Annotated in this window: 21 protein-coding genes; 14 read left to right on the top strand and 7 right to left on the bottom strand. The window is 63.1% G+C overall.

Features of this window, described 5'->3' with window-relative positions:
* Positions 1 to 259: 259 nt before the first annotated feature.
* The 3 genes from ACQRA4_RS02870 to ACQRA4_RS02860 are packed head-to-tail and all read right to left on the bottom strand — an operon-like array spanning position 260 to position 4,649.
* Positions 260 to 2,509: an acetyl-CoA carboxylase carboxyl transferase subunit alpha/beta gene (locus ACQRA4_RS02870; RefSeq protein ID WP_427821571.1), complete on the bottom strand. Its 2,250-nt coding sequence runs from the start codon at positions 2,507 to 2,509 to the stop codon at positions 260 to 262.
* Positions 2,510 to 2,527: 18 nt separating this feature from the next.
* The gene (locus ACQRA4_RS02865) at positions 2,528 to 3,211 is read right to left on the bottom strand and encodes a DUF1847 domain-containing protein (protein ID WP_427821570.1); all 684 of its coding nucleotides are present in this window, start codon (positions 3,209 to 3,211) and stop codon (positions 2,528 to 2,530) included.
* Positions 3,212 to 3,230: 19 nt separating this feature from the next.
* Positions 3,231 to 4,649: a biotin carboxylase N-terminal domain-containing protein gene (locus ACQRA4_RS02860; RefSeq protein ID WP_427821629.1), complete on the bottom strand. Its 1,419-nt coding sequence runs from the start codon at positions 4,647 to 4,649 to the stop codon at positions 3,231 to 3,233.
* A gap of 184 nt (positions 4,650 to 4,833) precedes the next feature.
* Between ACQRA4_RS02860 and ACQRA4_RS02855 the strand changes: the two genes are divergently transcribed.
* From ACQRA4_RS02855 to ACQRA4_RS02845, 3 genes are all read left to right on the top strand, one after another.
* Complete coding sequence (locus ACQRA4_RS02855; RefSeq protein WP_427821569.1) at positions 4,834 to 5,703, top strand: purine-nucleoside phosphorylase; 870 nt, start codon at positions 4,834 to 4,836, stop codon at positions 5,701 to 5,703.
* A gap of 156 nt (positions 5,704 to 5,859) precedes the next feature.
* Positions 5,860 to 7,695 carry a translational GTPase TypA gene (typA, locus tag ACQRA4_RS02850; RefSeq protein WP_427821568.1) on the top strand — a complete coding sequence of 612 codons (1,836 nt, stop codon included), beginning with the start codon at positions 5,860 to 5,862 and terminating at the stop codon, positions 7,693 to 7,695.
* A 170-nt stretch (positions 7,696 to 7,865) separates the two neighbouring features.
* A complete protein-coding gene (locus tag ACQRA4_RS02845) occupies positions 7,866 to 8,450 on the top strand; it encodes a hypothetical protein (RefSeq protein WP_427821567.1) in 585 nt (194 codons plus the stop codon).
* Between the two features lie 366 nt (positions 8,451 to 8,816).
* On the opposite strand, the gene ACQRA4_RS02840 is transcribed toward ACQRA4_RS02845, so the two are convergent.
* The 4 genes from ACQRA4_RS02840 to ACQRA4_RS02825 all read right to left on the bottom strand — a co-directional run bounded on the left by ACQRA4_RS02840 (position 8,817) and on the right by ACQRA4_RS02825 (position 11,941).
* Positions 8,817 to 10,025, bottom strand: a complete 1,209-nt coding sequence (locus ACQRA4_RS02840; RefSeq protein ID WP_427821566.1) for an FprA family A-type flavoprotein — start codon at positions 10,023 to 10,025, stop codon at positions 8,817 to 8,819.
* Between the two features lie 132 nt (positions 10,026 to 10,157).
* A complete protein-coding gene (locus tag ACQRA4_RS02835) occupies positions 10,158 to 10,295 on the bottom strand; it encodes a rubredoxin (protein WP_427821565.1) in 138 nt (45 codons plus the stop codon).
* A gap of 94 nt (positions 10,296 to 10,389) precedes the next feature.
* Positions 10,390 to 10,770: a desulfoferrodoxin gene (locus ACQRA4_RS02830; protein WP_427821564.1), complete on the bottom strand. Its 381-nt coding sequence runs from the start codon at positions 10,768 to 10,770 to the stop codon at positions 10,390 to 10,392.
* 199 nt (positions 10,771 to 10,969) lie between these two features.
* Positions 10,970 to 11,941: a phosphodiester glycosidase family protein gene (locus ACQRA4_RS02825; protein WP_427821563.1), complete on the bottom strand. Its 972-nt coding sequence runs from the start codon at positions 11,939 to 11,941 to the stop codon at positions 10,970 to 10,972.
* A 281-nt stretch (positions 11,942 to 12,222) separates the two neighbouring features.
* Here ACQRA4_RS02825 and ACQRA4_RS02820 point away from each other — a divergent pair, with 281 nt between their 5' ends.
* The 11 genes from ACQRA4_RS02820 to fliW all read left to right on the top strand — a co-directional run bounded on the left by ACQRA4_RS02820 (position 12,223) and on the right by fliW (position 23,207).
* Positions 12,223 to 13,122, top strand: coding sequence for a methylenetetrahydrofolate reductase (locus ACQRA4_RS02820; protein WP_427821562.1), 900 nt, complete (start codon positions 12,223 to 12,225; stop codon positions 13,120 to 13,122).
* A gap of 32 nt (positions 13,123 to 13,154) precedes the next feature.
* Positions 13,155 to 14,528 carry an MFS transporter gene (locus tag ACQRA4_RS02815; protein ID WP_427821561.1) on the top strand — a complete coding sequence of 458 codons (1,374 nt, stop codon included), beginning with the start codon at positions 13,155 to 13,157 and terminating at the stop codon, positions 14,526 to 14,528.
* Between the two features lie 242 nt (positions 14,529 to 14,770).
* Complete coding sequence (locus ACQRA4_RS02810; RefSeq protein WP_427821560.1) at positions 14,771 to 15,205, top strand: DVU0524 family FlgM-associated protein; 435 nt, start codon at positions 14,771 to 14,773, stop codon at positions 15,203 to 15,205.
* 38 nt (positions 15,206 to 15,243) lie between these two features.
* Entirely contained in the window at positions 15,244 to 15,555 is a 312-nt protein-coding gene (gene flgM / locus ACQRA4_RS02805; RefSeq protein ID WP_427821559.1) for a flagellar biosynthesis anti-sigma factor FlgM, read from the top strand.
* A 144-nt stretch (positions 15,556 to 15,699) separates the two neighbouring features.
* Entirely contained in the window at positions 15,700 to 16,812 is a 1,113-nt protein-coding gene (locus ACQRA4_RS02800; protein ID WP_427821558.1) for a flagellar basal body P-ring protein FlgI, read from the top strand.
* 1 nt (position 16,813) lies between these two features.
* The gene (locus ACQRA4_RS02795; protein WP_427821557.1) at positions 16,814 to 18,193 is read left to right on the top strand and encodes a rod-binding protein; all 1,380 of its coding nucleotides are present in this window, start codon (positions 16,814 to 16,816) and stop codon (positions 18,191 to 18,193) included.
* A 105-nt stretch (positions 18,194 to 18,298) separates the two neighbouring features.
* The gene (locus ACQRA4_RS02790) at positions 18,299 to 18,766 is read left to right on the top strand and encodes a flagellar protein FlgN (protein WP_427821556.1); all 468 of its coding nucleotides are present in this window, start codon (positions 18,299 to 18,301) and stop codon (positions 18,764 to 18,766) included.
* Positions 18,767 to 18,769: 3 nt separating this feature from the next.
* Positions 18,770 to 20,911: a flagellar hook-associated protein FlgK gene (flgK, locus tag ACQRA4_RS02785; RefSeq protein ID WP_427821555.1), complete on the top strand. Its 2,142-nt coding sequence runs from the start codon at positions 18,770 to 18,772 to the stop codon at positions 20,909 to 20,911.
* Between the two features lie 17 nt (positions 20,912 to 20,928).
* A complete protein-coding gene (locus ACQRA4_RS02780; protein WP_427821554.1) occupies positions 20,929 to 22,479 on the top strand; it encodes a flagellar hook protein in 1,551 nt (516 codons plus the stop codon).
* Between the two features lie 15 nt (positions 22,480 to 22,494).
* Positions 22,495 to 22,731 carry a carbon storage regulator CsrA gene (gene csrA / locus ACQRA4_RS02775; protein ID WP_427821553.1) on the top strand — a complete coding sequence of 79 codons (237 nt, stop codon included), beginning with the start codon at positions 22,495 to 22,497 and terminating at the stop codon, positions 22,729 to 22,731.
* A complete protein-coding gene (fliW, locus tag ACQRA4_RS02770) occupies positions 22,710 to 23,207 on the top strand; it encodes a flagellar assembly protein FliW (RefSeq protein WP_427821552.1) in 498 nt (165 codons plus the stop codon). Before csrA ends, fliW begins: the two co-directional genes overlap by 22 nt.
* Positions 23,208 to 23,227: the final 20 nt, after the last annotated feature.

Below are 23,227 nucleotides of genomic sequence, written 5' to 3'. Positions count from 1 at the left end.
ATGATTTCCCGGACTCCCGCGCCTCTTGCGTCGCGCGGCGGCGCCATACCGGCCGGACGCGGGGGCGGCGCGCCTCTGTTGAAACAGGAGCAAAGCCCCGATTCAAGGTTGCCGACAATACAAATTTCTGCCGCCAATGGCGACGCCCTTCCCGGATGCCTTGAATGCGGCAGCCGCTGGCGGCGCAGGCCGCCTTGCGGGCGGCGGCAGTGACTGTTTGGCAATATTTTTGTGCGACACCGGCTTTCCAGAGCGCGTGTCAGCGATAATACAAATTTCTGCCGCCAATGGTGAGCAGGGCCTGCTTGAGGTTGCCCCTGATCTGCCTCCGGTCCCAGATTCCCTGAATGTGGCCGCGCGACAGGGCGCGATAAGAGCGGTGGTACTTGGGCGGAATGTCCATGCCCGTGGTCTCCTTGATGACGCCCGGTCCGGCAAAGCCGATATTGGAGGAGCGCACCGCGAACTGATAGGGCGAACACCCCAGAAAGCTGGCCACTGGCCCGGCGAAGGAATTGGTGTCGTAAAGCACCATGTACAGGCCGCCGGATTCGATGTAGCGCCGCACGGCCACGGTGCAGCGCGGCATCTGGATCACGCCGTGGGTGCCCTCCTGAATGCGGATGCCCGCCGTGCCGTGCACATAAGCCAGGAAGGGATAGCGCTTTTTGGCGGCGCGCTGCGCGGCCTCCACGAACTTATAGCCCTCGGCCGCGCCCACGGAGCCGCCCCGGAAGGTGCCCATAAGCATGGCCACCACCATCTTGATATTGTCAATGCGGGCTTCAAAGGTCATGCAGCCGCTTTTGGCCCCGGTTTTTTTCTGCGCCTCGGCGATGCGTTCGGCAAAAGCGGGAAAGTCCAGAGGATTGCCCGCCTCGATTTCACTGTTGAACTCAAAGACCGAACCCGGGTCAAAGACGTTTTTCACATACCATTCGGGCTCCATGGGGAAGTGGTAGCCGCAGTGGCTGCACACGCCCGCGAATTCCGCGAACAGATCAGGGCCCCAGAGGTCGGGGCAACCGTACGAGGCGCTGTTGGGACAGGTCAGGGTGCGGTCAATCTTGTAACGCGGCGAAAGGTAGTTCCACTTGTGGCGGCGCGAATCTTCGGACCAGGCCGAAAGGGCGGTGAGCTCCCTGGCCCTGTTGTCCGTCCGGCTGGGCAGGTTGCGGGTCAGCTTGCGCCAGGGGGCGAACAGGCGGTTTTTGAACATCTCCCATTCATTGTCCATCTCTTCCATAAAGCTTCGTATCTGCCGCTGGTGCTTGCGATAGAAATCGTACTTGAAGCTGACCCAGGGCTTGGAAAACCAGTCCCAGAAGGCGGCGGCGGTCTTGGTCAGGAAGGGGCGGCGGTCGCGCGCGGCCTGCCGCGAGAGACGCAGAAACTTCTGCTGGCGGCGCTCGCACAGGCGGTCTTTGGCCGTCGCGGACAGGCCCCAGCGAATATGCAGTTCATCCAGATCGGCCTCGGGGTTGCGATGGCGCGAAAGCGCCAGACCGCGAAACACGGGCAGCCTGCGGGTGGAGATGACCACCTCGTCGGTGGCACGGATGACCTCCTGGCGCAGATGGCGGAAAAAGTCGAAATGCCAGGGGCGCGCGCCCAGGGGCGGCTCCTGCACAATGTGGTCGATGTAGCCGAAGCGCAGATTGTCCTGAGCCGTGATGCGCAGGTTTTCGGCGCAATGCTCGATGAGCTCGGGCGTGGCGCGCTGTCCGGCCTTGAGCCGCCCCTCGATGGCCGCCCCGCCCTCCGGCGAGATGACGGAATAATAGCCGTGCGAGAGCATCAGACGCCTGTCCGCCAGGCCGATGGCCTCGGCCCCGCCGGAGCCGCCCTCGGAAATGACGGCCACGATGGGCACGCGCAGGCCCGCCATGCCGTAAATGTTGCGGGCGATCTGCTGGGCAGCGCCGGGGTAGTCCTCCAGAGGAAAGGAACCGGGCGTGAAAATATAGGCGTGGATGGGAATGCCCTCGGTTTCGGCCACGCGCATGTACTGGAGGGCCTTGGCGTTGCCCCAGGGCTTGACGGAACCGCCGTTGCGAAACTCCGCGCCGTGCCCCTTTTCCTGTCCGATGACCATGACCGACTGGGTATAGGTTTTTTTGCCCCGGCGGCGGGTGATCACCGCGCGGGCGATGAGCATGCTGGGGTCCAGGCTGTGCTCGTCCTGGCCGCCCACTTCCGTGAAATTGTCATAGACGTTTTCCAGAATGTCCCGCAGGCAGATGCGCTGGGGATGGCGCACGATGCGCACCCTGTCCATGGGCGTGACGCCGCTTTCCAGCCGGCGTTCCACATAGGCGAACAGGTCTTCAACCGTGGAGAGCTCCGCATGGGGGTCGTTGAGCGAACCGGCGCGGGCGCGCTCGGCGAAAGCCGAGAGCCGCTCTTCCAGCAGGGCCGCGTTATCCTTGTGCTTGCCCGCGAAGATGTCCTGCATGTAGGTCAGTCTGTCGCGCAGGCTTTGGATGCGTTTTTCAATAGTGTTGTCCATAGTGTGGGGGTGCGCCGGTTACATCGGTGTCTTGAGGTAGTTGAAATAGCTGTCGCTGCACTGGACAGCGGCCAGCGGATTATGCCCCAGCATGCGGTCTTTGACGGCCAGCACCGTGGCCGGGGCCTCCAGATGGCGCAGGGCCAGAGTGTCGTGCCCCACGCAGAGGCCCAGCAGTATGTTGAAGTCCACCTGGGAGCGGTTCATCAGTTCGGCCTGAAGCAGCGGATTGCACATGCTTTCCGGCTGTTCCGGATTGAGCAGGTCATCGCCCGTCAGGCCCAGTTCGCTTTTGGACAGGCCGCCCGCCTTGCAGATCGCGGAAACAACCTCCAGGCCCTGAGCCTTGAATATTTCCGCCGCGCCCGCGGCTTCGCGCCGCAGGCCGATGCAAAAGAGCAGCCCTAGGCGCTGATAGCCCATTGCCCTGGCAAAGGCCACGATTTCAAGAATGCGGGGGCGGCAGGGCATGCGCCCGCCGCCGGCCGTCAGGATGTAGCTGCGCCGCTCCACCCTGGCGGCCTGGCGCGCGAAATGCCGGATGTCGGGCCTGGCGTAAGCCTGGCGGCTTTGTTCCACCAGGTCGCGGCAGGTCGCCGAGGGGCAGTCCGGCGGGTGTTTGCCGCCGGGAACGCAGCAGAGCCTTTCCTCGCGTTTGAAGGGGCAGGCCGCGCAATGGGGCGAAAGAGAAGCGCCGTGCATACGGAAAACCCGGTTGCGGTTAAAAAAGCAGAATGCGTCCGGTGTTGGCTTTCAGAAATTCCACGTTGGATTTGAGGGGCTCGCCCGCGCCGTTGCGGCCTTCCAGACGCAGCGTGTTCAGAAACTCCAGCCCGCGCGCCTTGACTTCGTCCAGATCCTTGCCCCAGATGATGGCCAGGGCCAGATTGGGGTCAAATTCAGTGGGGATTTCGTACGGTTCGTCACGGGGCACATGGGTCAGCATGGTCAGCCAGGGCTGGTCTTTCCACTGGAAGCGCTCGATACGGCCCACCCAGGGGGTGAAGCTGTTGTCCGGGTCTTCGGCAATGAGGCGATATTCAATGCCCACGCCTTCAGAGGCGATGTCCGCCTGGCTGTAGCCCAGAGGCTGCCCCAGGCCGATACGGATCTGCTCGGCGATAAGATCCACGCCCGGCTTGCCGCGCACATGCGAGATGCGGGCCGAAACGCCGTTTTCCACCTGAATGCGGGTGTTGACTTCCATCAGGAAGGGCTCGCCCTTGCGGGTGACGATCCATTCCCAGGTGCCCACATTGTCGTAACCCACCTTGCGGGCCATGGCCAGCGAGTAGTCCACAATGTTCGTGAGCACGCGGCCCGCGTTGAAGGTGTACTCCAACTCGTCCGGCGCGAAACCGGGCGCGACCTCGACGCGCTTTTGCAGGCCCGTGGACTGGATGGAGCAGTTGCGCGTGCCGAAATGCACGGGGTTTGCGCCCGAACGGTCAGAAACTATCTGCACTTCCAGGTGGTTGAAGTCGGTGATGCGCTGCTCGATGAGCACGCCTTCGTCCTTGAACTGGCGCATGGCGTAATTGCGTATGCGCCGGTAAACCGAACGGAACTGATCCGGATCATACACCTCCTCAATGCCCATGCCGCCGCCGCCGGCCGAAGCCTTGACCAGCACCAGCGGACGCCGGATGCCCTGCTGCTCCTGAAATTCAAAGACCGACTTGGCGATGCGTTCGGCCTCCATCTCGTCATAGATGGGCCGGTCCGACCCGGGCACCGTGGGCACGCCCAGGCTGCGCGCCAGACGCTTGGTGTTGATCTTGTCGCCCAGTTCGCGGATGATTTTCCAGGAAGGGCCGATGAATATCAGTTTGCGGTCGCGCTTGGCGACCCGCCGGGCAAAGCGGAAATCCTCGGCGAAAAAACCGTAGCCCGGATGCACCGCGGTGCATCCCGCCTCGTCGGCCACGGCCATCAGCTCGTTGGCGTCGTGGTAGGAAGAGATGCGGAAGAGACTTTTTTCGCCGCCTTCCTCGCGGGCCAGGCGCACATGGCCGGAGGCCGCGTCCTCGGCGGTATAGATGGCCGTAAAGGCAACACCCAGCTTGCGGCAGGCCCGCATGATGCGCATGGCGATTTCGCCCCGGTTGGCCACCAGAACCTTGTGGCCGCTCAACGTGATTTCCGCGGCCGCGTCCTTGGCGGCCCTCTTTTTGCTGCTGTCCTGAGCCTTGTTCAAGCCATTCCCCCGGGAATATCCTTTCCTTCGCGTCGCCCCTCACGCCCTTGTGAACGGGCAACGGGCGGGCTATAGTGGATGGGCCGTACGGCGACCCGAAAACTGCCAGAAGTCGAGAGATAATCTTATGCAAAATCCGCAAGAAGTCCAGCTTGCCGTTGACGCCTTACGGGCCGCGCTGCCCGCCGCGGCGCCGGATGAAAAACCGCCGCTGGGGCTGATTCTTGGCACCGGCCTTTCCGGTCTGGCCGCCGGGCTGCTGACCGGACGCCCGAACGGCCCGACGGCCGGGGGCGCGCCGGGCGTGCGCGTGCCCTTCGCCGGTTTGCCCGGCTTTCCGTTGCCCGGCGTGGATTCGCACCAGGGGGCCTTTGTGCGGGGCTGGCTGAACGGCGTGCCGGTGCTGGCCCAGCAGGGTCGCTGCCATTTGTACGAGGGCAGAAGCCCGGGCGAAGTCTGCATGGGGGTGAGGGTCATGGCCGGGCTGGGCGTCAGGACGCTGATCATCACCAATGCCGCCGGGGCGCTGAACCCGCGATTCGAGGCCGGAAGCCTGATGTGCATGGCCGACCAGATCAACCACACCGGCGTGTCGCCTCTGACCGGCCCCAACTGCGCGGCCTGGGGAGAGCGCTTTCCAGACATGAGCGCGCCCTTTGACCACGCCCTGCAAATGCTGGCCCTGGAAACGGCGGGGGCGCTGGGCATTCGCCTGGAGCGCGGGGTTTATATCGGCGTGCGCGGGCCTGAAATGGAAAGCCCGGCGGAAACGCGCATGTACCGCCAATGGGGGGCCGACGCCGTGGGCATGAGCACCGTGCTGGAGGTTATCGCGGCGCGCCATCTGGGCATGCGGGTGCTGGGCGTTTCCTGCCTTTCCAACAAGAATCTGCCGGACTGCATGACGCCCGTGCCCCTGGCGGAGGTCATTGCCGTGGCCGGCCGCGCGGGCGAAAATCTGGCGCGGCTGCTGCGCTCGCTGGTGACAAAGCTCTGAAAAACGCGTACAAGGCGAACTTCTTTCAGAGCATGCGGCCGGTGATCATCCCCATTCGCGATGTTCCGGGGCGTCGGCGTCAGGACGCTTGCGCGGCTCCCACGGCGGACCATTTTGTCCGCCGTTGTCATTCTTTTCTAATGTAAGGTTTTTTCCATGCAGCAGAATGATTCTCTCCGCAATGTGGCCATCATCGCCCATGTCGATCACGGCAAGACCACGCTGGTGGACGCCCTTTTCAAGCAGAGCGGCGTATTTCGCGCCGACCAGCGGGTGGACGACCGCGTTATGGACAAAATGGATCTGGAACGCGAGCGCGGCATCACCATTGCCGCCAAAAACTGCGCCGTGCGCTGGAAAGGCGTAAAGATCAACATCATCGACACGCCGGGCCACGCGGACTTCGGCGGCGAGGTGGAACGCTCTCTGTCCATGGCCAGCGGCGCCATTCTGCTGGTTGACTCTTCGGAAGGGCCCCTGCCCCAGACCCGTTTCGTGCTGCGCAAAACCCTGGAAGCCGGCCTGCCCGTGGTGGTGGTCATCAACAAGATCGACCGCAAGGACGCCCGGCCCCAGGAAGTGCTCAATGAAATCTATGACCTGTTCATTGACCTGGGGGCCAGCGAGGAGCAACTGGAATTTCCCGTGCTCTACGCCATCGGGCGCGCGGGCGTGGCCATGCGCAATCTCGATGACCCGCAGAAGGATTTGTCCCCGCTGTTTGAAACCATTCTGACCAGACTGCCCGGCCCGGCCCACGACCCTGAGCAGCCCTTTCAGATGCTGGTGGCTGATCTGGACTATTCGGAGTATCTGGGGCGTCTGGCCGTGGGCCGGATCATGCATGGCAGGGTCTTCGCCAAGGAAGCCCTGGCCTGCGTCGGCGAGGACGGCGCGCCCCGCCCCCTGCGGGCCACCCGGCTTCAGGTGTACGACGGCTTGCAGCTTTCCGAGGTGGAAGAGGCCCGGCCCGGCGACATCGTGGTGCTGGCCGGCATTGAGGATGTGACCATCGGCGACACCATCTGCACCCGCGAGAGCCCGCGCGCCCTGCCGCGCATCCGGGTGGACGAACCCACCGTGGCCATGCGCTTCGGCATCAACACGTCGCCCCTGGCCGGCCGCGAGGGCAAAATCGTGCAAAGCCGGGCCATTCAGGAGCGTCTGATCAAGGAAAGCCTGCGCAACGTGGCCATTCGCGTGGAGGAAACAGCGGACCGTGACGCGTTTCTGGTCAAGGGACGTGGCGAATTTCAGATGGCCATCCTCATCGAAACCATGCGCCGGGAGGGCTTTGAACTGTCGGTGGGACGGCCCGAAGTTATCCTGAAAAAAGACGCCGCCGGCAAGACCCTTGAGCCCATCGAGCGCCTGTATGTGGACTGCGACGAGGTTTTCATGGGCGTGGTCACGGACAAGCTGGCCCAGCGCAAGGGCCGCATGCTCAACTGCATCAATAACGGCACGGGCCGGGTGCGGCTGGAGTTTTCCGTGCCGTCGCGCGGGCTGATCGGCTATCGCGACGAATTTCTCACGGACACCAAGGGCACGGGCATCATGAATTCCTATCTGGAAGGCTATGAGGAATGGCGCGGCGACTTTCCCACGCGCTTTTCCGGCTCCATCGTGGCCGACCGCCCCGGCGTGGGCGTGGCGTACGCCCTCTTCAACCTGGAGCCGCGCGGCACGCTCTTTGTGGAGCCAGGCGACCCGGTCTACGAGGGCATGATCGTGGGCGAGCACAACCGCGACAACGACATTGACGTTAACGCCACCAAGGAAAAGAAACTCACCAACCTGCGCGCCGCGGGCAAGGATGAAAACGTCATTCTCACGCCTGTGAAAAAGATGACCCTGGAGCACGCCCTGCACTTCGTGCGCGAGGATGAACTGGTGGAAGTGACGCCCCAGTCCATCCGCTTGCGCAAGGCCGAGCTGTCAGCCCTGCGGCGCTACCAGATCGCGGGCAAGGCCGCCAGGAACAAGGGGTGACGGCCTGCCGGGGGCGGCGGTCTTCTGACGCCGCGCCGAAACGCGGATGCAATGCCCCGTCGCATGCTCGGCGGGGTTTTGCGCCCTGATCCGGGCTGTGGACTTCAATGCGCACACGCGTTTCCGCGGTCGACCTTTACAGAAGTGCGGCGGCTGAAGTAGAAACAGTCATGCTGAAGAGAAAAGTGATTCTGGCCTGCGCCGCGCTGGCGTTTCTGATCTGCGGCCTGCGCTCGGATATTCCGGCGGCGGAACGGGCAGGCGAATGGGGCAGGCGGGACGCCGCCCCCGCCGGAAAAAGGAAGGCCCTGCACGGCCCGGCCTGGGCTTTTGGCCAGTCTGGCGACCGCGATGCGGCCCTCTGGCGGGACGGCATGCCTGTGCAGCGCCTGCACGAGAGGGCCGTGGGCGGAAAAAAAGCCATGAATACCGCGTCGGGCATTGACAACGCCCTGAACGCGGCCAACGAAAACGAGAAGAAACCCAGAGGCGGCTTGGGCATCAGCGTTGAAAACGAAACCTCCACCTGGCGGGAACGCCTGCCGGCGGAGGGCGCGCGGCCCGACGAAAGTCTGCCGCTGGAAAGCCGCCATGTGGTGCGGGCATTCGCGGATGTGGAAGCCGGGGATGCTCTGAGCATCAGCGTGGGGCCGGAACTGATCATAAGGGACGAGCAGAACCGGGAGCACAGCGCCAGCAACAGCCAGCCCGATTCGGCGCTGGGGCTTGGCATGCAGTTCAAGCTGGACTTTTAGGCTCGGGCCTGCCAAAAGCCCATGCCTGCCAGCGGATTTTCCGGCTTCAAGGGGAGCCGGCGGATGGCGCAAGAGGATATGCCCAGTTAGCATGCTGAAAGCGCATGATAACTGGGCATATCTGGATTTTCTGAAACCGCTTGGCAACGTCACTGGCAAGGCGCCTTGAAACCGGCGCGCGTCAGCCGCCCGTTTGCGGGCGGCCTGTGCGCGCGAACCGGGCCATGGCCTGCCCGTGGAGCATTTTTTGATTGAAAATATCCGTTTTCAATCACTTCGCCGCCGTCATTTCGCGTTCGGAACGCGGCCTGGCGCCCATTCGGCGCGGGCGTCAGACAAGGCTGTCGCCAGAGCGGTTTGACAGCTCTAACCTTCCTGACATTTTTTTTTGAGCGCTTCGGCCACGGTTTTGCCCAGCTCGTGGCAGGCGCGGAACACGTCCTTGTCTGGAGCCCAGTTGCACTTCACGGGTTCGGCGGGCATCTCCATATTCATGGCGGCCAGTTGTTCCTGGAGATATTTGGGCGCTTCGCCGGACCAGCCGTAAGAGCCGAAGGCCCCGCCCACGCGGTTGAGCGGCCGCAGCCCCTTCATATAGGTGAGCTGCGCGGCCACCAGGGGCAGCACCGTATTGTTGTGGGTGGGCGAACCGGCCAGCACCGCGCCGCAATCGGCCAGCTCGGTCATGACGGCGCTGTGGTGGTTGTGCTTCACGGACATGATTCGCGCGGGCACGCCGTTTTCCTCCAGGCCGCTGCACACGGCATAGGCCATATGCTCTGTGGACTTCCACATGGTGTCGTAGAAAATCAGGGCGCGCTGCTGGGGCTTCTGTTCGGCCATGCGGCGGTACATGTCGATGATGAAGCGCACGGCCTTTTCGCCGCGATGGATCAGGCCGTGATCCGGGGCGATCATGTCGATGTCCAGTTTTTCCACCACGGGCAGGGCCTTGAGCACTATGGGGGAGTAAGGCAGCACAATGTTGTAGAAATATTCCTTGATCCGCTTCACAAATTCGCCTTCATCCCCGAAGTCGTCCGTAAAGCGGGCGCTGCCGGCAATGTTCTGGCCGAAGATGTCGTTGCTGATCAGCAGCTTCTCTTCGGGGATATAGGAAACCATGCTGTCCGGCCAGTGCAGCATGCGGGTTTCCTGAAACACGATATTGCGGCTGCCGATGTTCAGGGTATCGCCGCTTTTCACCGCCTGCACGGGCCAGTTGCGGCCCGCGAAATAGCCGGCCATGGATTTCAGCCCGGTCTGGGAGACGAAAATTTTTTCAGGCTTGATCCGCTCCGCCACTTCGGCCAGAGCGCCCGCATGGTCCAGTTCCATGTGGTTGCAGATAATGTAGTCCACCTTTTCGGGCGGGAGGGTCTTGGCCAGGCGGCAGAGCAGCGTGCCGGCGCAGCCCGGCGCCACGGTGTCCACCAGCACGTTTTTCTGATCTTTGATCAGATAGGCATTGTAGGTGGAGCCGTCCGGCGAGCGGGAATAGCCATGAAAGTCGCGGTGGTCGTAATCGACGCAGCCCACCCAGTAAATGTCTTTTTTGATTTCAACAGGTTGCATGTGTGTTCTCCAGAAACTGCAAAGGTGGAAAGGGGCGTTCCGTCACGAAAAGCCCCGCCCGCCGGGCGGGCCGGCAAGGCGGGGAAAGGACGAAAATACAGACCTCAATCAGAGGTTCAGGGCGCCTTTGCCCTAGGCGGGGGTGAACTGGTCCTTGCTCACGCCGCAGACCGGGCAGACCCAGTCATCAGGCAGCTGATCAAAGGGCACGTTGTCATGTTCCGCCGGATCATATTCATAGCCGCAAACGCCACAGACGTATTTCTGCATCAGGGTTCTCCTTTATGATAAGCGCGGACGCGCCGCGCAGGCGATATCAGAGCATTTTCACATTGAAAATGCTCTGCCGACAGCGAGAGAAGCTCTAGTTTTCAGCCTTCCAGAGCCCGTGCAGATTGCAGTATTCACGGGCGGTCACCCTGGCGGCGTCAACCTTGAAAAAGGCTTCGGGCGCGTCGCCGGGCTTGAGGAACTTGGTATAGCTTCTGCCGTCGGCCAGCAGTTCGATCCATTCAATATAATGCTTTTCTTCCATGGGGTGGGGCGCGCCGCCCACCTTGACCTTGTAGCCGTCGTCCACTTTTTCAATCACCGGCACATGCTTTTCCAGCGCGCCGTCGGTGGCGCCTTCTTTCATCAGCTTCATGGCTTCGCCACAGCAGACGAGTTCGGCTCCGCCGCCGTGCAGCACTTCAACAATGTTGCCGCAATGGGGGCATTTATAGATTTCCAGTTGATTCGGCATGATAATCCTCACTATGTCATAAAATCGTATGGGGCAAAGGCTGTCCGGCCCGCACAAGGGGGCGAATCGGCACACCTGCCGGCGGGCGTGGCCCGCTGGAAAGTCTTTCGGCGGCGTTCCCTGGGGATTCATTCACCGAAATACCCATATGGAGTCTGGAGCAAAAACGCTTTTTTGTAAAGCGCTGTTCAGGGCTATTTTACTGATGTGAAGAAGCGGGCCGGCCGGCCGGGGGCGCGGGGGCGTTCGCGGCCTTGCGGCGCGCGCCCAGCACATTGGGCAGAAGTGCCTTGAGATTGCCGGTCACCAGAAACGAGGGCGCATGGCTGCCGGCCAGCTCACGCCTGAGCGAGGCGGAACGCACCAGCAGGCCGGCCTGGGCCCCGCCTTCCACATACATGACCGTGCGCACGTCCAGGGGCAGGTGCAGCAACTGCTGGGCAAAGGCGTACGCCTCCACGGGCGCGCGGCAGTGCAGAAAGAGAATCCGGCCGCCGCCGTCCTGGGCCACGGCGGATATGGAATAGTGCGGCCCGCCCGGGGCCCAGAGGATGCGCCGTTCGGCGCTGATCATCCGATAGTTCTGGACTACCAGGGCATAGCGGTCGATCAGCCGCCGCCAGTCGGCATTGTCCCGATCCAGAATGGCCGCGGGGGGCAGGTCAGGGCTGTCGGGCCCGGCCACGAAAAACGCGCCGAAACGCTGCGCCAGGCGCTTGTTGTTGAGATGCTCGCCCTGGCGCATGTAGCCGGTGCTGGTGCTGCCGTCGGGCAGATACATGCTGGCGTTGATGGCGGCCGCGAGATCATACTGTTCGCCCCAGTCGCCCAGGGCGCGGGCCGGGCGGCCATCCTGGGAGCTGGCGCAGAGCAGAAAGTCGAAGCGGGCGGGGTCAATGCGCAATGCCGTGAGCCTGGCCTCGCTGTCGTCGAGCTGAAATTCGCCGAAAGCCAGGCCGGGTTCCAGCTCTGTCCAGGCCGGTTGCCCTTCCGGGTTCACGCCGTGTCGCCCCGCCGGCGCAAGCGGGGCGTTATCCGCCCCGGAAGCGGGCGACGGGCGGGCCTGCTCCGCCGCGTCTTCCGGCGGCAGGTCTGTCGTCGTGTCCGGAGCCGCCGCCGGGCTGTGCTCCGCGCTCACGGTTGCCGCCGGCAGCAGCCAGCAGAGCAGCATCAGGGCTTGCGCGAGCGCGCGGCGGCGGGCGCGGGGGGGGAGGGGGCGGGGCCGAGCTGAAGCCGGTGCAAGCGGCGCTGCGATGCGGCCGGCACAGCGGTTTGTTGCTTCAAAAAGCGTGCGCATGTTGTTCCCTTACGACCAAGCCCGGCATTTGGCAAGGCCGGGAACGCGCGGGGGCATTGACATATCAGCTTATCTTGATATATACATAACCAATATTCACTGTCACAACGCCACGAAACGGCCCCACGGGCCGGGCTCTGCGCAAGGAGCGGAACATGCAGATAAGTTCGCTGATTCAGGCCGCCACAGGGCCTTTTTTTTCTCTGGAATTTTTTCCCCCCTCGGCTGAGGCGGATTTGCCGTCCTTTTACGCCACAGTGGAGCAACTGCGCGCGCTCCATCCCCTGTTTGCGTCCGTCACCTACGGCGCGGGGGGAGCGCGGCGGCGCAACACCCTGGCGGTCACCGCCGAACTGGCGCGGCGCGGTTTTACAACGATGGCCCATCTGACCTGCGTGGGGGCCGATCCCGAGAGCATCGCCGTCTTTCTGAAGGACTTGCGCGCCGTCGGCGTGGATAATGTGCTGGCTCTGCGCGGCGACCCTCCCATGGACGGGCGCTGGGACTGGAAAGAGGGTTATTTTCAGCACGCGGTCGATCTGGTGGCCTTTACGCGCGAGCGCCAGCCGGATATGGGCATCGGCGTGGCCGTGTATCCCGCGCCGCATCCCGAATCTCCCTCTTTTGCCCTGGATCGCCGTCACACGGCGGACAAGCTGCGCGCCGGGGCGGGCTTTGCCGTGAGCCAGCTTTTCTTTGATGTGCGCGAATACGAAGCCCTGGTGGCGGACTTGCGGGCCAGGGGCCTGGACACGCCCGTGGTGCCGGGCATTCTGCCCATTCAGAGCTTCGATTCTCTGCGCCGGGTGCTCTCGTTGTGCGGGGCCAACATCCCGGGCAAGCTTTACCTCAGCCTGGAGGAGGCCGACCGCAAGGGCGGGGCCGAGGCCGTGCGCGACGCGGGACTGGACTTTGCCGTGCGCCAGATACGCCGCTTGCTGGATTGCGGCGCGCCCGGCATTCACCTGTATACCCTGAACAAGGGCGATCTCTGCCTGCGCATCGCCGAGGAAGCGGGCATGCGGCGGTCAGAACCCGCCACGGGCGGCTGTTGACCGTTGCCGCCGCTGGCGCTATATCCCGCGCCATGCCTATTGAAAAAGAACACCGCAGTCTTCTGCTGGCCGTCTGCACGGCGCTGTTTTTCATGCCGTTCATGCTGGCCGGGGTCAACGCGGTGCTGCCGCCCCTGGGCGAAAGCCTGCACGCCAGCGCCCGCCAGCTTGGTCTGGTGGGGGCCTTCTATTCGCTGGGGCTGGCGGTTTTTCAACTGACATCGGGCAGTCTGGGCGACATTTGCGGCCGCCGCCGCGTCTGGCTCTGGGGCGCGGGCGTGTTCGCCCTGGCCGGGGCGCTGCTGGGCTGTGTTGAATCCACGTCGCTCTTTTTAATGTTGCGCTTTGTGCAGGGCATGGGCGGGGCCATGTTCAACGCCAGCGGGCTGGCCCTGCTGGCCTCGGCGGCTCCGCCGGGCCAACGCGCCGCCTATCTGGGCATCAGCGGCGCGGCGGTCTATGCGGGCATTGCCTGCGGCCCGCCGGTGGCGGGGCTTATCGCCGGCTGTCTGGGCTGGCGCTGGCTGTTCTGGGGTAACGCTCTGGCTGTCGCGGGCGCGTTTTTGCTGATGAAATGCCGCGTCAGGCTGGAATGGCGCACGGCCAGGGGCCAGCCGTTCGACTGGCCCGGCTGCGTCGTTTACGGCGGCGCCATGGCCGCCCTGACCCTTGGCGCGTCGGAGCTGGCCCGGAATCCGGCGTTGGCCTGGAGCCTGCTGGGGGCCTTTGCGCTCTTGCTGGTCGTCTTTTGCCTGCTGGAGCTGAAAAGCCGCTACCCTCTGCTGGATCTGCGCCTGCTGGCCCGCAACCGGGTTTTTGCCCTCTCTTCGCTGGCGGCCTTTGTCAATTACAGTTCCTTTTTTGGCATGCTGTTTTTTTTCAGTCTCTATCTGCAGGTGGGGCGCGGCATGAGCGTGCGGCAGGCCGGTTTTTTTCTGGCCCTGCAATCCGTGATGCAGGCCCTGACCACGCCGCTGGCCGCGCGCCTCTGCAACAGGTGGAACCCCGGCCATGTCTGCGCCGTGGGCGTGGCCCTTTGCGGTCTGGGACTCATGGCGACGGGTTTTCTGCAGCTGGATTCGCACCTGGGCCTGATGCTGGGCGCGCAATGCCTGCTGGGCGTGGGCATGAGCCTGTTCGCGCTGCCCAATACCACCATCATTCTGGAAAGCGCCGGGCCGGATCATGTGGGGCAGGCCTCCGGCCTCACCGGGGCCGTGCGCACCGGCGGGCAACTTTGCAATATGGTGATCATCACCCTGACCCTGAGCCTGTTTCTGGGCCAGGAGGCCGTGAGCATCGCCAACATAGACGGCTTTATGCGCGGCATGCGCGCCGACCTGATCATTTTCGGCCTGTTCAATCTGATGGCGGCGGGTTTTGTGCTGGCCCGCAACCGGCGTTGAGGCGCGCCGGCCCGAACGCTGTTTCCTGGCTGTTCCGACCTTGCCTTTTCTTCCGATAGTCTTGATACTGGCGGGGCGGGGAAAGCCTGGCGCGGGCCGCTGCCCGGCGGGCGAGATGAATAAATATTGTATATATTTCAGTATGTTATATTAAATATGACGCCGCATCGCCCAAAAACATAAAAAAAGTCTAAAGTTTCCCGGCGAGAGGTCGAAAAAAGACAACAGGGACGGAAAACGCCATGAGCGAGACGAGCACCACGCAAATGCGCATCATGCTGCAAAGCTATGAGCAGCAATTGCTTGCGGCCCGCCGGCTGGCGCGTTTCCGGGTGCGCCGGCTTCTGGCCGAGGGGCGGGAACCGCAAGACCCCGACCCGTCCATCAAGCGCCGCGCCTATGTGGAAAAAGTGGCGCAAGAGCTGTATGACAGCCTGATCTTCACCGGCAGCGACAATCCGGTGGTGGAGGAAATTCGTCAGGAGCTGGGGCAGGCTGTGGGGCAGGACGTGCAGTTCACCTATCCGCCGGGCGGCAGGCTGCGCATTGTGGGCGAAGGCCCCGACGGGCCGCGCGCCTTGAGCGAAGAGGAGCAGCGCCGCACGCGGCATGCGCTCTGGCGCATCACGCGCCAGAAGGTCGACCAGAGCATGCTGGAAAAGCCGTCCGGTCAATAGCGGGGCATCCCGCGCCGGACAGACAGAGAGCACGAAGTATGGAAATTCAGAATACGACAGCTTCCTTGCCGGAACCCTATGCCGCCGAGTTGGGAAAGAGCGGCGAGGCGCGTGGCCGGAACAGGGCGGAAAGCGCCGAAAGCGATGCCGCGCGCGGCGACACGGTGAGCGTGTCCCAGGACGCCCTCTTGCTGACCGAGGCCCGCCGTACCGCGCAAAATACGCCTGACGTGCGCGCCGACAAGGTGGAATCCCTGCGCATTCAGGTGGCCGACGGCGCCTACAGGCCCGACAGCCGGCTCATCGCGGCCAGCCTGATTCGGGAAGAGCCGGGGCTTTTTCAGATATAGCCCGCATATCCGGGGCGCGCTTTTGGGCGTCTTCGGTCTGTGCCCGCATATTTCGCCGCTTCCGCAAGGGGGCGGCTTTTTTCATGCTCAGGCATGCTTCCTGCATAATGGGTTGTGCCGGTTCTCCGGCAAGGAGCATGCGCCATGAAATTGACGATTACCCGCCATTATGTTCTCTGGCTGACCGTAGCGGCCTTGCTGCTGTGCTGGGCTTTGCCCGCCCAGGCCGTGCGCATCAAGGATATAGCCACCTTCTCAGGCGTGCGGGACAACCAGCTGATCGGCTACGGCCTGGTGGTGGGCCTGGCCGGCACCGGCGACAAAAAAGATTCCGTATTCACCCTGAGTTCCATGAAAAACATGATGGATCGCATGGGCGTCGGCGTGAATTCCTCGGCCCTGAAGATCAAGAACGTGGCCTCGGTCATGGTTACGGCGCGCATGCCGGTATCCTCCAAGCCGGGCAGCCGTCTGGACGTGACCGTATCCTCGGTGGGCGACGCCACTTCGCTGCTGGGCGGCGTGCTTTTGCAGACCGCGCTCAAGGGCGTGGACGGCAAGACCTACTGCCTGGCGCAGGGCGCGCTGACCGTGGGCGGCTTTTCCGTTTCGGGCGCGGCCGCAAGCGCCCAGAAGAACGTCAATACCGTGGGCCTGATCCCCGGCGGCGGCATTGTGGAGCGGGCCATCCCCTTTGAGTTCAACCAGCAGGACAAGCTGACCCTGAATATGCGGGTAGGCGATTTTTCCACAGCCCAGCAGATTGCCGAGAGGCTCAACGCGGCCATGGGCGGCCCTTACGCCCGCGCCGTGGACTCCATGAGCGTGAGCATGGATGTGCCCCCGCAGTACAGAAACAACCTGGTGCCGTTGATGGCCTCGGTGGAAAACCTGGAAGTGACGCCGGACACCGCCGCCAAGGTGGTGGTGGATGAAAAGACCGGAACCGTGGTGCTGGGCCGGGATGTGCGCATTTCGCGCGCCGCCGTGGCTCATGGCAACCTTCAGATTACCGTGCGGGAAGACGAGCAGGTTTCGCAGCCCGGCCCCTTCTCGCAGGGGCAGACAGTGGTCACGCCGCAGACGGATATCAACGTGCGCGAAGAGAATCGCCGTCTGGTAATGGTGGAGGGGGCCACCCTGCAAGAGCTGGTGGACGGTCTGAACGCCATCGGCGCCACGCCCCGCGACCTTATTTCCATCCTGCGCAGCCTGCAGGTTTCGGGCTCATTGCATGCGGAACTGGAGGTGATCTGAGATGACGGCGCCCTTCAATGCCGTTTCGGCCATGATTGCGCCGGAAAGCGCGCCCAACGAAAGTTCACGGCGCGATCTCCAGGCCCGGCTTGCCGGCCTGGGCGACCTGCGCGGCAAAAGGCTTTCGCCTGAGGCCAAGGCCAAAAAATTGCGCGAAGCCTGCGAGGGCTTTGAATCGGTCTTCATTCAGAAAATGTGGCAGGAGATGCGCAATACCCTGCCCAGGAACGGCCTGCTGCACGGACGCGAAGAGCAGTTCTGGCAGGACATGTATGACCAGGAGCTGTCCAAAAAAATGACGTCCGCCGGCGGCATCGGTCTGGCGGATATGATGTATGAACAGCTTTCGCGCAATCTGGTCTCCGCCAGCCGCAGCGCGGCTGGGCCTGGCCGCGCTGCGGTCTTCACGCCTTCGGCGGCGCCTCTTCTGCCGGAAACGCCCGCGACTCCGGCGGCGGAAGGGCGCGTTGCGGCTGACGCAAACGGCGCGTCCGCCACGGGGCGGACGGCTGATGCGGGACGCGTCGCAACTTCCGTCTATGACGGCGTTGCGCCGCAAACAGGCGTGGCGGAGGGCAATGATCCGGCTGGCGCTCCGGCGGCGCGGGCCGAGGCCGCGCGTACCACAAGCGGCCAGCAGGACGCCGAAATATTGAGCAATCCCGAAGTGGAGCGGGCTTTGGCCGCTCTGCGCGCCCGGCAGGCGCTGAACCCGCCCGCACGGGAGAAGGCGGCCGGCGCGCGGCAGGACGGCCTTTCCGGTCTGGAACTGGCCCGGATGGCCCAGCGCGAGGCTGGGGACAAGCTTGGCCCCAACGCCGTGCGCCCCCCGCTGCGGCATTTGAGGCAGCCCGGCAAAAATGTGGAACGGCCCGCCGTTGCGGAACAGGGCGCGACCGCCGCCAGCACCGTGCCGCCGCGGGTTGCCGGCGCGGGGGAAAGCCCGCTTGCGGCCGCGGCCATTCAGGCGGCCACGCTGTCCACACAGGCCGTGGCCGACGCCTCTTCGGCCCAGAACCGTTCGCAGGCGCAAAATCAGGAGCAGACGCAGGCCCGGAACGCCGAGGCCGCCCCGCAGAACCGCACGGTGCGCTATACCACCAATATTCCGCAAAAGGGACGCGGCCGGCGCAGCCAAAACCTGATCCGCACCCTGAATGCGGACGGCACGGGACCGGGCAGCCGCGCCGGCGCCGGACTGGCCGCCTACCACGCGGCCCAGGCCCAGAGCCAGGGCGCCCAGGGCCATGCCGCGCCCGCCACGGGGCAGGCCGTGCCGCCGCTTACCGCGCGGTCGGCGGCGGAACAAGGCGCGACAGGCGGCGGCCCGGCGGCTTCATTCAGCATTCCGCCGCTGACGGCCGGAGATTTGCGCGGCTAAACGGCATGAATTTTGCTTGATTGAGGTCGGGCGGCACTTTCTGCCCGAGGCGCGGCAAGGCGCTGACGGGCCGCCGCCCTGATTCTCAAGGCCAAGCGAGGCGTTATGTACCAGATAATTCAGGAAAGTTTGTCCCGCCAGGACAAGGCGCTTGCCCTGCTGCGCGATCTTCTGGAAGAGGAATACCGCATTCTGCTGTCGCGGGATACGGATGGCGTGGTGGCGCAGGAGTTTTCCATTCAGGAATTGATACGCCAGCTGGCTGTGGAAAAGGCCGTGGTCATCAGGGCGCTGAACGGCGTGCGCGTAGCGGAATACGCCCGCTCCCTGCCGGAGGCCCGGGGCGGGGCGCTGCTTGAGCTGTTTCACGCCGTGGACGCCTATGAACAGCAGGTTTCGCGCCAGGCATCGCGCAACGCCCAGCTTTCGCTGGCGCTGCTGGACCAGAGCAGCCGCACCTTGCAGGCCCTGACCAGCAAGGCCATGCCGCCCAGGGCGGAAACTTACGGCCGCAGGGGCGGCATGCGCCCTGAGGCCCATCCGCAGGCGGCCATCATTTCCGGGAGACTCTAAGCCATGCTCAATGGTCTGCTCAATATCGGCCAGTCGGCCCTCAACGCTTCCCAGGCCTGGATTTCGGTCACGGGCAACAACCTTGCCAATGTGGATACCGAAGGCTACTCGCGTCAGTATGTGGATCAGCGCGACGCGGGCGGCCTTACGGCGACCAAGCCGGGCGCGCAGGGGCTGGGGGTCAACGCCCAGCAGATCATGCGTTTTTTTGACGCCTTTCTGGAACGCTCTTATGTGCGCCAGTCCACCAATTCCGCGCGCTGGGACGAGCAGGACACCATTATGACCTCGCTGGAGAACATCTTCAACGAGTCCAACCGCGCGGGCCTCAGCTCGTCGCTGAACGCATTTTTCACCGCCTGGCAGGATCTGGCCCTGCGCCCGGACGATACGGCCACCCGCGAGAGTCTGCTTTCGTATGCCGACAATCTCAGCGACATGTTCGGCAGCACGATGGACGGCATCAAGGCCATCCAGAATGAAATGGATGTCTCCATCGGCCAGACCGTGGATCGCATCAACGATATCGCCAAATCCATCGCGGACCTCAATCGGCAGATCACCGCCAATACCGTGGACGGCATCAGCAATCCCAACAGTCTGCTGGACAAGCGCGACCAACTGGTGCGCGAGCTGGCCACCCTGGCCGATGTGGAGACCATCGACAACGGCAAGGGCGATTTTCGGGTACAGCTGACCACAGGGCAACCCCTGGTGGACGAGCTGACCAGCTATGAGCTGCGGGTCATGGGGCCGCAGGTTGAAGACCGGGTCATGGGCAATTCCGCCTATACGGGAACCGTCAAGTACGACGGCTCGGACAGCCATGAATATACGGTGGACATCGTCACTGGCGGCGATGTGGGCGACGTGCCGCCGCCGCAGTTCCGCGTTTCTCTGGACGGCGGCAAAACCTGGCTGCGCGACGAGAATGGTCAGGAACTGCATTTCGACATTACAGACAATGACGGAGATGGCAGTGTTGACCCGGTTCTGGTCAAGGATCTGAAAATTTCCTTTACCAGTCCGACTGATTTTCATGCCGGCGACAAGTTTGACATAGTGCCCAAGAGCGGCCTGTACTGGATTGAGCCCACGCACGGCCCGCAGAACATCACGCCGCAGGTTCGTTTTGACGGCACCGACAACCAGAACCGGCTTACCGGCGGCAAGCTGGCCGCGTACTACAATATCCGCGACGACAACTGCGGCCGCTACATGGACGAGCTCAACGCCGTGGCTTCCTCCCTGATCTGGGAGGTGAACCGCATCCACAGTCAGGGCACGGGGCTGAGCATGCTGGATTACGCACAGGGCCAGCAGAAGGTGGAGGACGCCAGCCAGGCCCTGGGGTCGGCTCAGGCCATTCTGCCCTTTTCAGACAGGCTTCAGGCGGGCAACGTCAATTTTCATTTTTACGACAAGACCACCGGCGACTATCTGGAATCCGAAATGCTGGACTTTTCGGGCATCAACCCTCCGGGAAGCGTGAATTTTGACCCCGCGCACCATTCTCTGGAAAACGTGCGCGACGTCATCAACAACATGAGCGTCACCAAGACTGACGGCACTGTGGTCACGCCGCTCAACGCCAGCATCCAGGACGGCAAGCTGATCATTGAAACCACGCCGGGCGCGGATGTGCAGTTCGGCATGGGCGTGGACAGCACGGGCCTGATGGCCGCCCTGGGCATCAATACCTTTTTCAGCGGCGACAATGCCTCCAATCTGGCGGTGAACAGCCAGGTGCACAGCAATACCAATCTGATCGCTTCGGGGCAGGTCAACGGTCAGCATCAGGCCAATGCGGGCGACAACGCCACCGCCACGGAGATAGGCAAGCTGGCCGACAAAACCGTTACCATCTCCACGCTTTGGAAGACTGTGGACAACCAGAGCATCTCCCAGTATTACGCCAATCTGGTCACCACCGTGGGCGCTGACCGCCGGCTTTCCAAAACCAACGCCGAATACCACGGCGCGCTGACCGATGATCTGGCCGAGCGCACAGCCTCGGTGTCGGGCGTGAACATGGATGAGGAAATGAGCAACCTGATCAAGTTCCAGCACTCCTACACGGCGGCGGCCAAGCTGATCACCACCGCCGACCAGATGCTGCAAACCCTGCTCGGCCTCAAGCAGTAGGCGCGAGGGGAGGGCGTATGGCTATCCGCATCACTCAGCGCATGATGTACAGCGACATGGTCGGCCAGATGCAGAGAAATCTGGCGGCCTATATGGAGAGCAACGAGCAGGGCTCCACCCAGAAAAAGATCAACCGCCCCTCGGACGATCCCGCCGGAACCTATCGCGTGCTTACCGCCCGTGACGACCTGAACGCCACCGCCCAGTACCAGACCAACGTGGATACGGCCAAGGGCTGGATAGACCTGGGCATGGATATTCTGGGCAGCAAGGTGTCCACGGCCATCACGGGCCTCAAAAGCCTGGCCGAGCAGGCTTCCACCGGCACATACACCGCCGCTGAGCGCGAAATCATGGCCGATCAGGCCCGGCAGTACTTTGGCCAGCTGCTCAACTATTCCAATACGGAATTTGAGGGCAAAAGCCTGTTCGCCGGGCACAGATACGACAGCAACGCCTTTGAGGAGGGGCTGGCCCTGAGCAGCTGGGACGATAACTGGTCGGCGACGATCAATCAGGGCGACTACACTATTCAGGGCGCCGCGGACACGACCACGCTGATCCAGTTCACCAGCAACGGCAGCCTGAGCGACCCCGCCACCTACCGCTGGTCCAGAGACGGCGGCGAAACCTGGCAGGACGGACAGGTGCGCGTTAACGCCGGCCCCCCGCAGACGTATGAGCTGGAGGCCGACGGCGTCGTTGTGACCCTGAACCAGGACAGGCCGGTCAGCGCGGCTGATGTGGACGCGGGGCCGGGAGCCAAAAACGGCACCCTGCTTTATGTTCGCCCCACGGCCGTGTACCAGGGCGACGACAAGGATCCGCCGCCGGAAATGACCATCATGGGCGGCCAGCAGGGGCTCACGGCTTCGGCCAGCGGCGCTTTCAGCAAGAATGTGCTGGTGCGTATGGACAGCGATGTGAACCTGGCTGCTGTGGGCGATGAATTTACCTGGTCCTACAGCACGGACGGCGGTTCCACCTGGGTCACCGCCAGGGGGCAGACCACAGGCGGCGACACGGTGCGCCTGCCCGTGCCCGGCGGTTATCTGGATATGGACGCCACAGCGGCCGCCGGCGGCTCCACAGTGCCGGCCGGCGCGCAGGTGCTGATTCATCCCTCCCGCGCCGACCTGAATTACGAGATATTCAAGGATACCTATATTTCCGTAAACGGAGTGGGCAAGGATATTTTCGGCGGCTACTATCAGGGCAAGCCTTCCATTGAAGGCGACAACAACCTTTTTGAGGTGGTGGGCAATTTCATCGGTTATCTTGAAGGCAATAATCAGGAAGGCTGTCAGAAAACCCTGGCCGCTCTGGAAAAGGCGCATGAAACGGTGCTTGCCGAATCCACCCGCCTGGGGGGGCTGTCCAACCGTCTGGAAATGGCCTCGGATGTGCTCAGTTTTCAGAAGCTGGACCAACAGGAACGATTGAGCTATACTGAAGACATAGATTTGACTGAATTGCTGACCAAGCTCACCCGGCAACAGCTCACCTATCAGACGGTGCTTCAGTCTTCATCCATGATCATGCAACTGAGCCTCGCCAACTATGTATAGTGTAATGGATACGCCATGCTGATATTGACGCGACGCCCCGGCGAGAGCCTGTATCTGGGCGAGAATATACGCATAACCGTTCTGGGTATGCAGGGCAAACAGGTCAAGCTCGGCCTGGAGGTGCCCGGCGACACCACGGTCTATCGCGAAGAGGTTTACGAGCGGGTTATTGAAGAGAACCGCCGGGCGCTGGCGACAAGCAATGAAGATTTCATGGTGGCTGCTGAATTATGGCACGAAACAAAGAAATAGAGATCGACACCCGTCTCGGGCGGCGCTGCATCGACGCCGAAAAAGTGATCCGTTTTCCGCGCGGCCTGGCCGGCTTTGAGGACGAGCGGGATTTTATTCTGCTTCAGATCCGGCCCGAAGCGCCGCTGCTTATCCTGCAAAGCGTGAACAAGCCGCAGGTGGGTCTGCTGGTGGCTGATCCTTACAGCTTTCTGCAATCTTATCCGGTCATGCTGGGCGAGGCGGAGCAAAAGCTGCTTCAGATCGAACGGATGGAAGACGCGGCCATTCTGGTGACGGTGGCCATTCCCGCCGGGGAGCCGGAAAAGGCCACGCTCAATCTTACCGGGCCCATTGTCATCAATCACAAGGCGCGTATTGGCATTCAGGTGCCCCAGGGCGTCGAAGGCCCGGCCCAGATCAACATGCACTCGCTCAAGCCTGTGGAGCCGGCCCAGGAAGCGGGCGTCGCGCCCGGCGCGGAACCCGCCGTCTGAGACAGGCATGTTTCAGGTGT

The sequence above is a fragment of the Desulfovibrio sp. SGI.169 genome (genome assembly GCF_050313595.1).
Classification (GTDB): domain Bacteria; phylum Desulfobacterota; class Desulfovibrionia; order Desulfovibrionales; family Desulfovibrionaceae; genus Desulfovibrio.
This window is presented reverse-complemented; position numbering and strand designations above follow the sequence as displayed.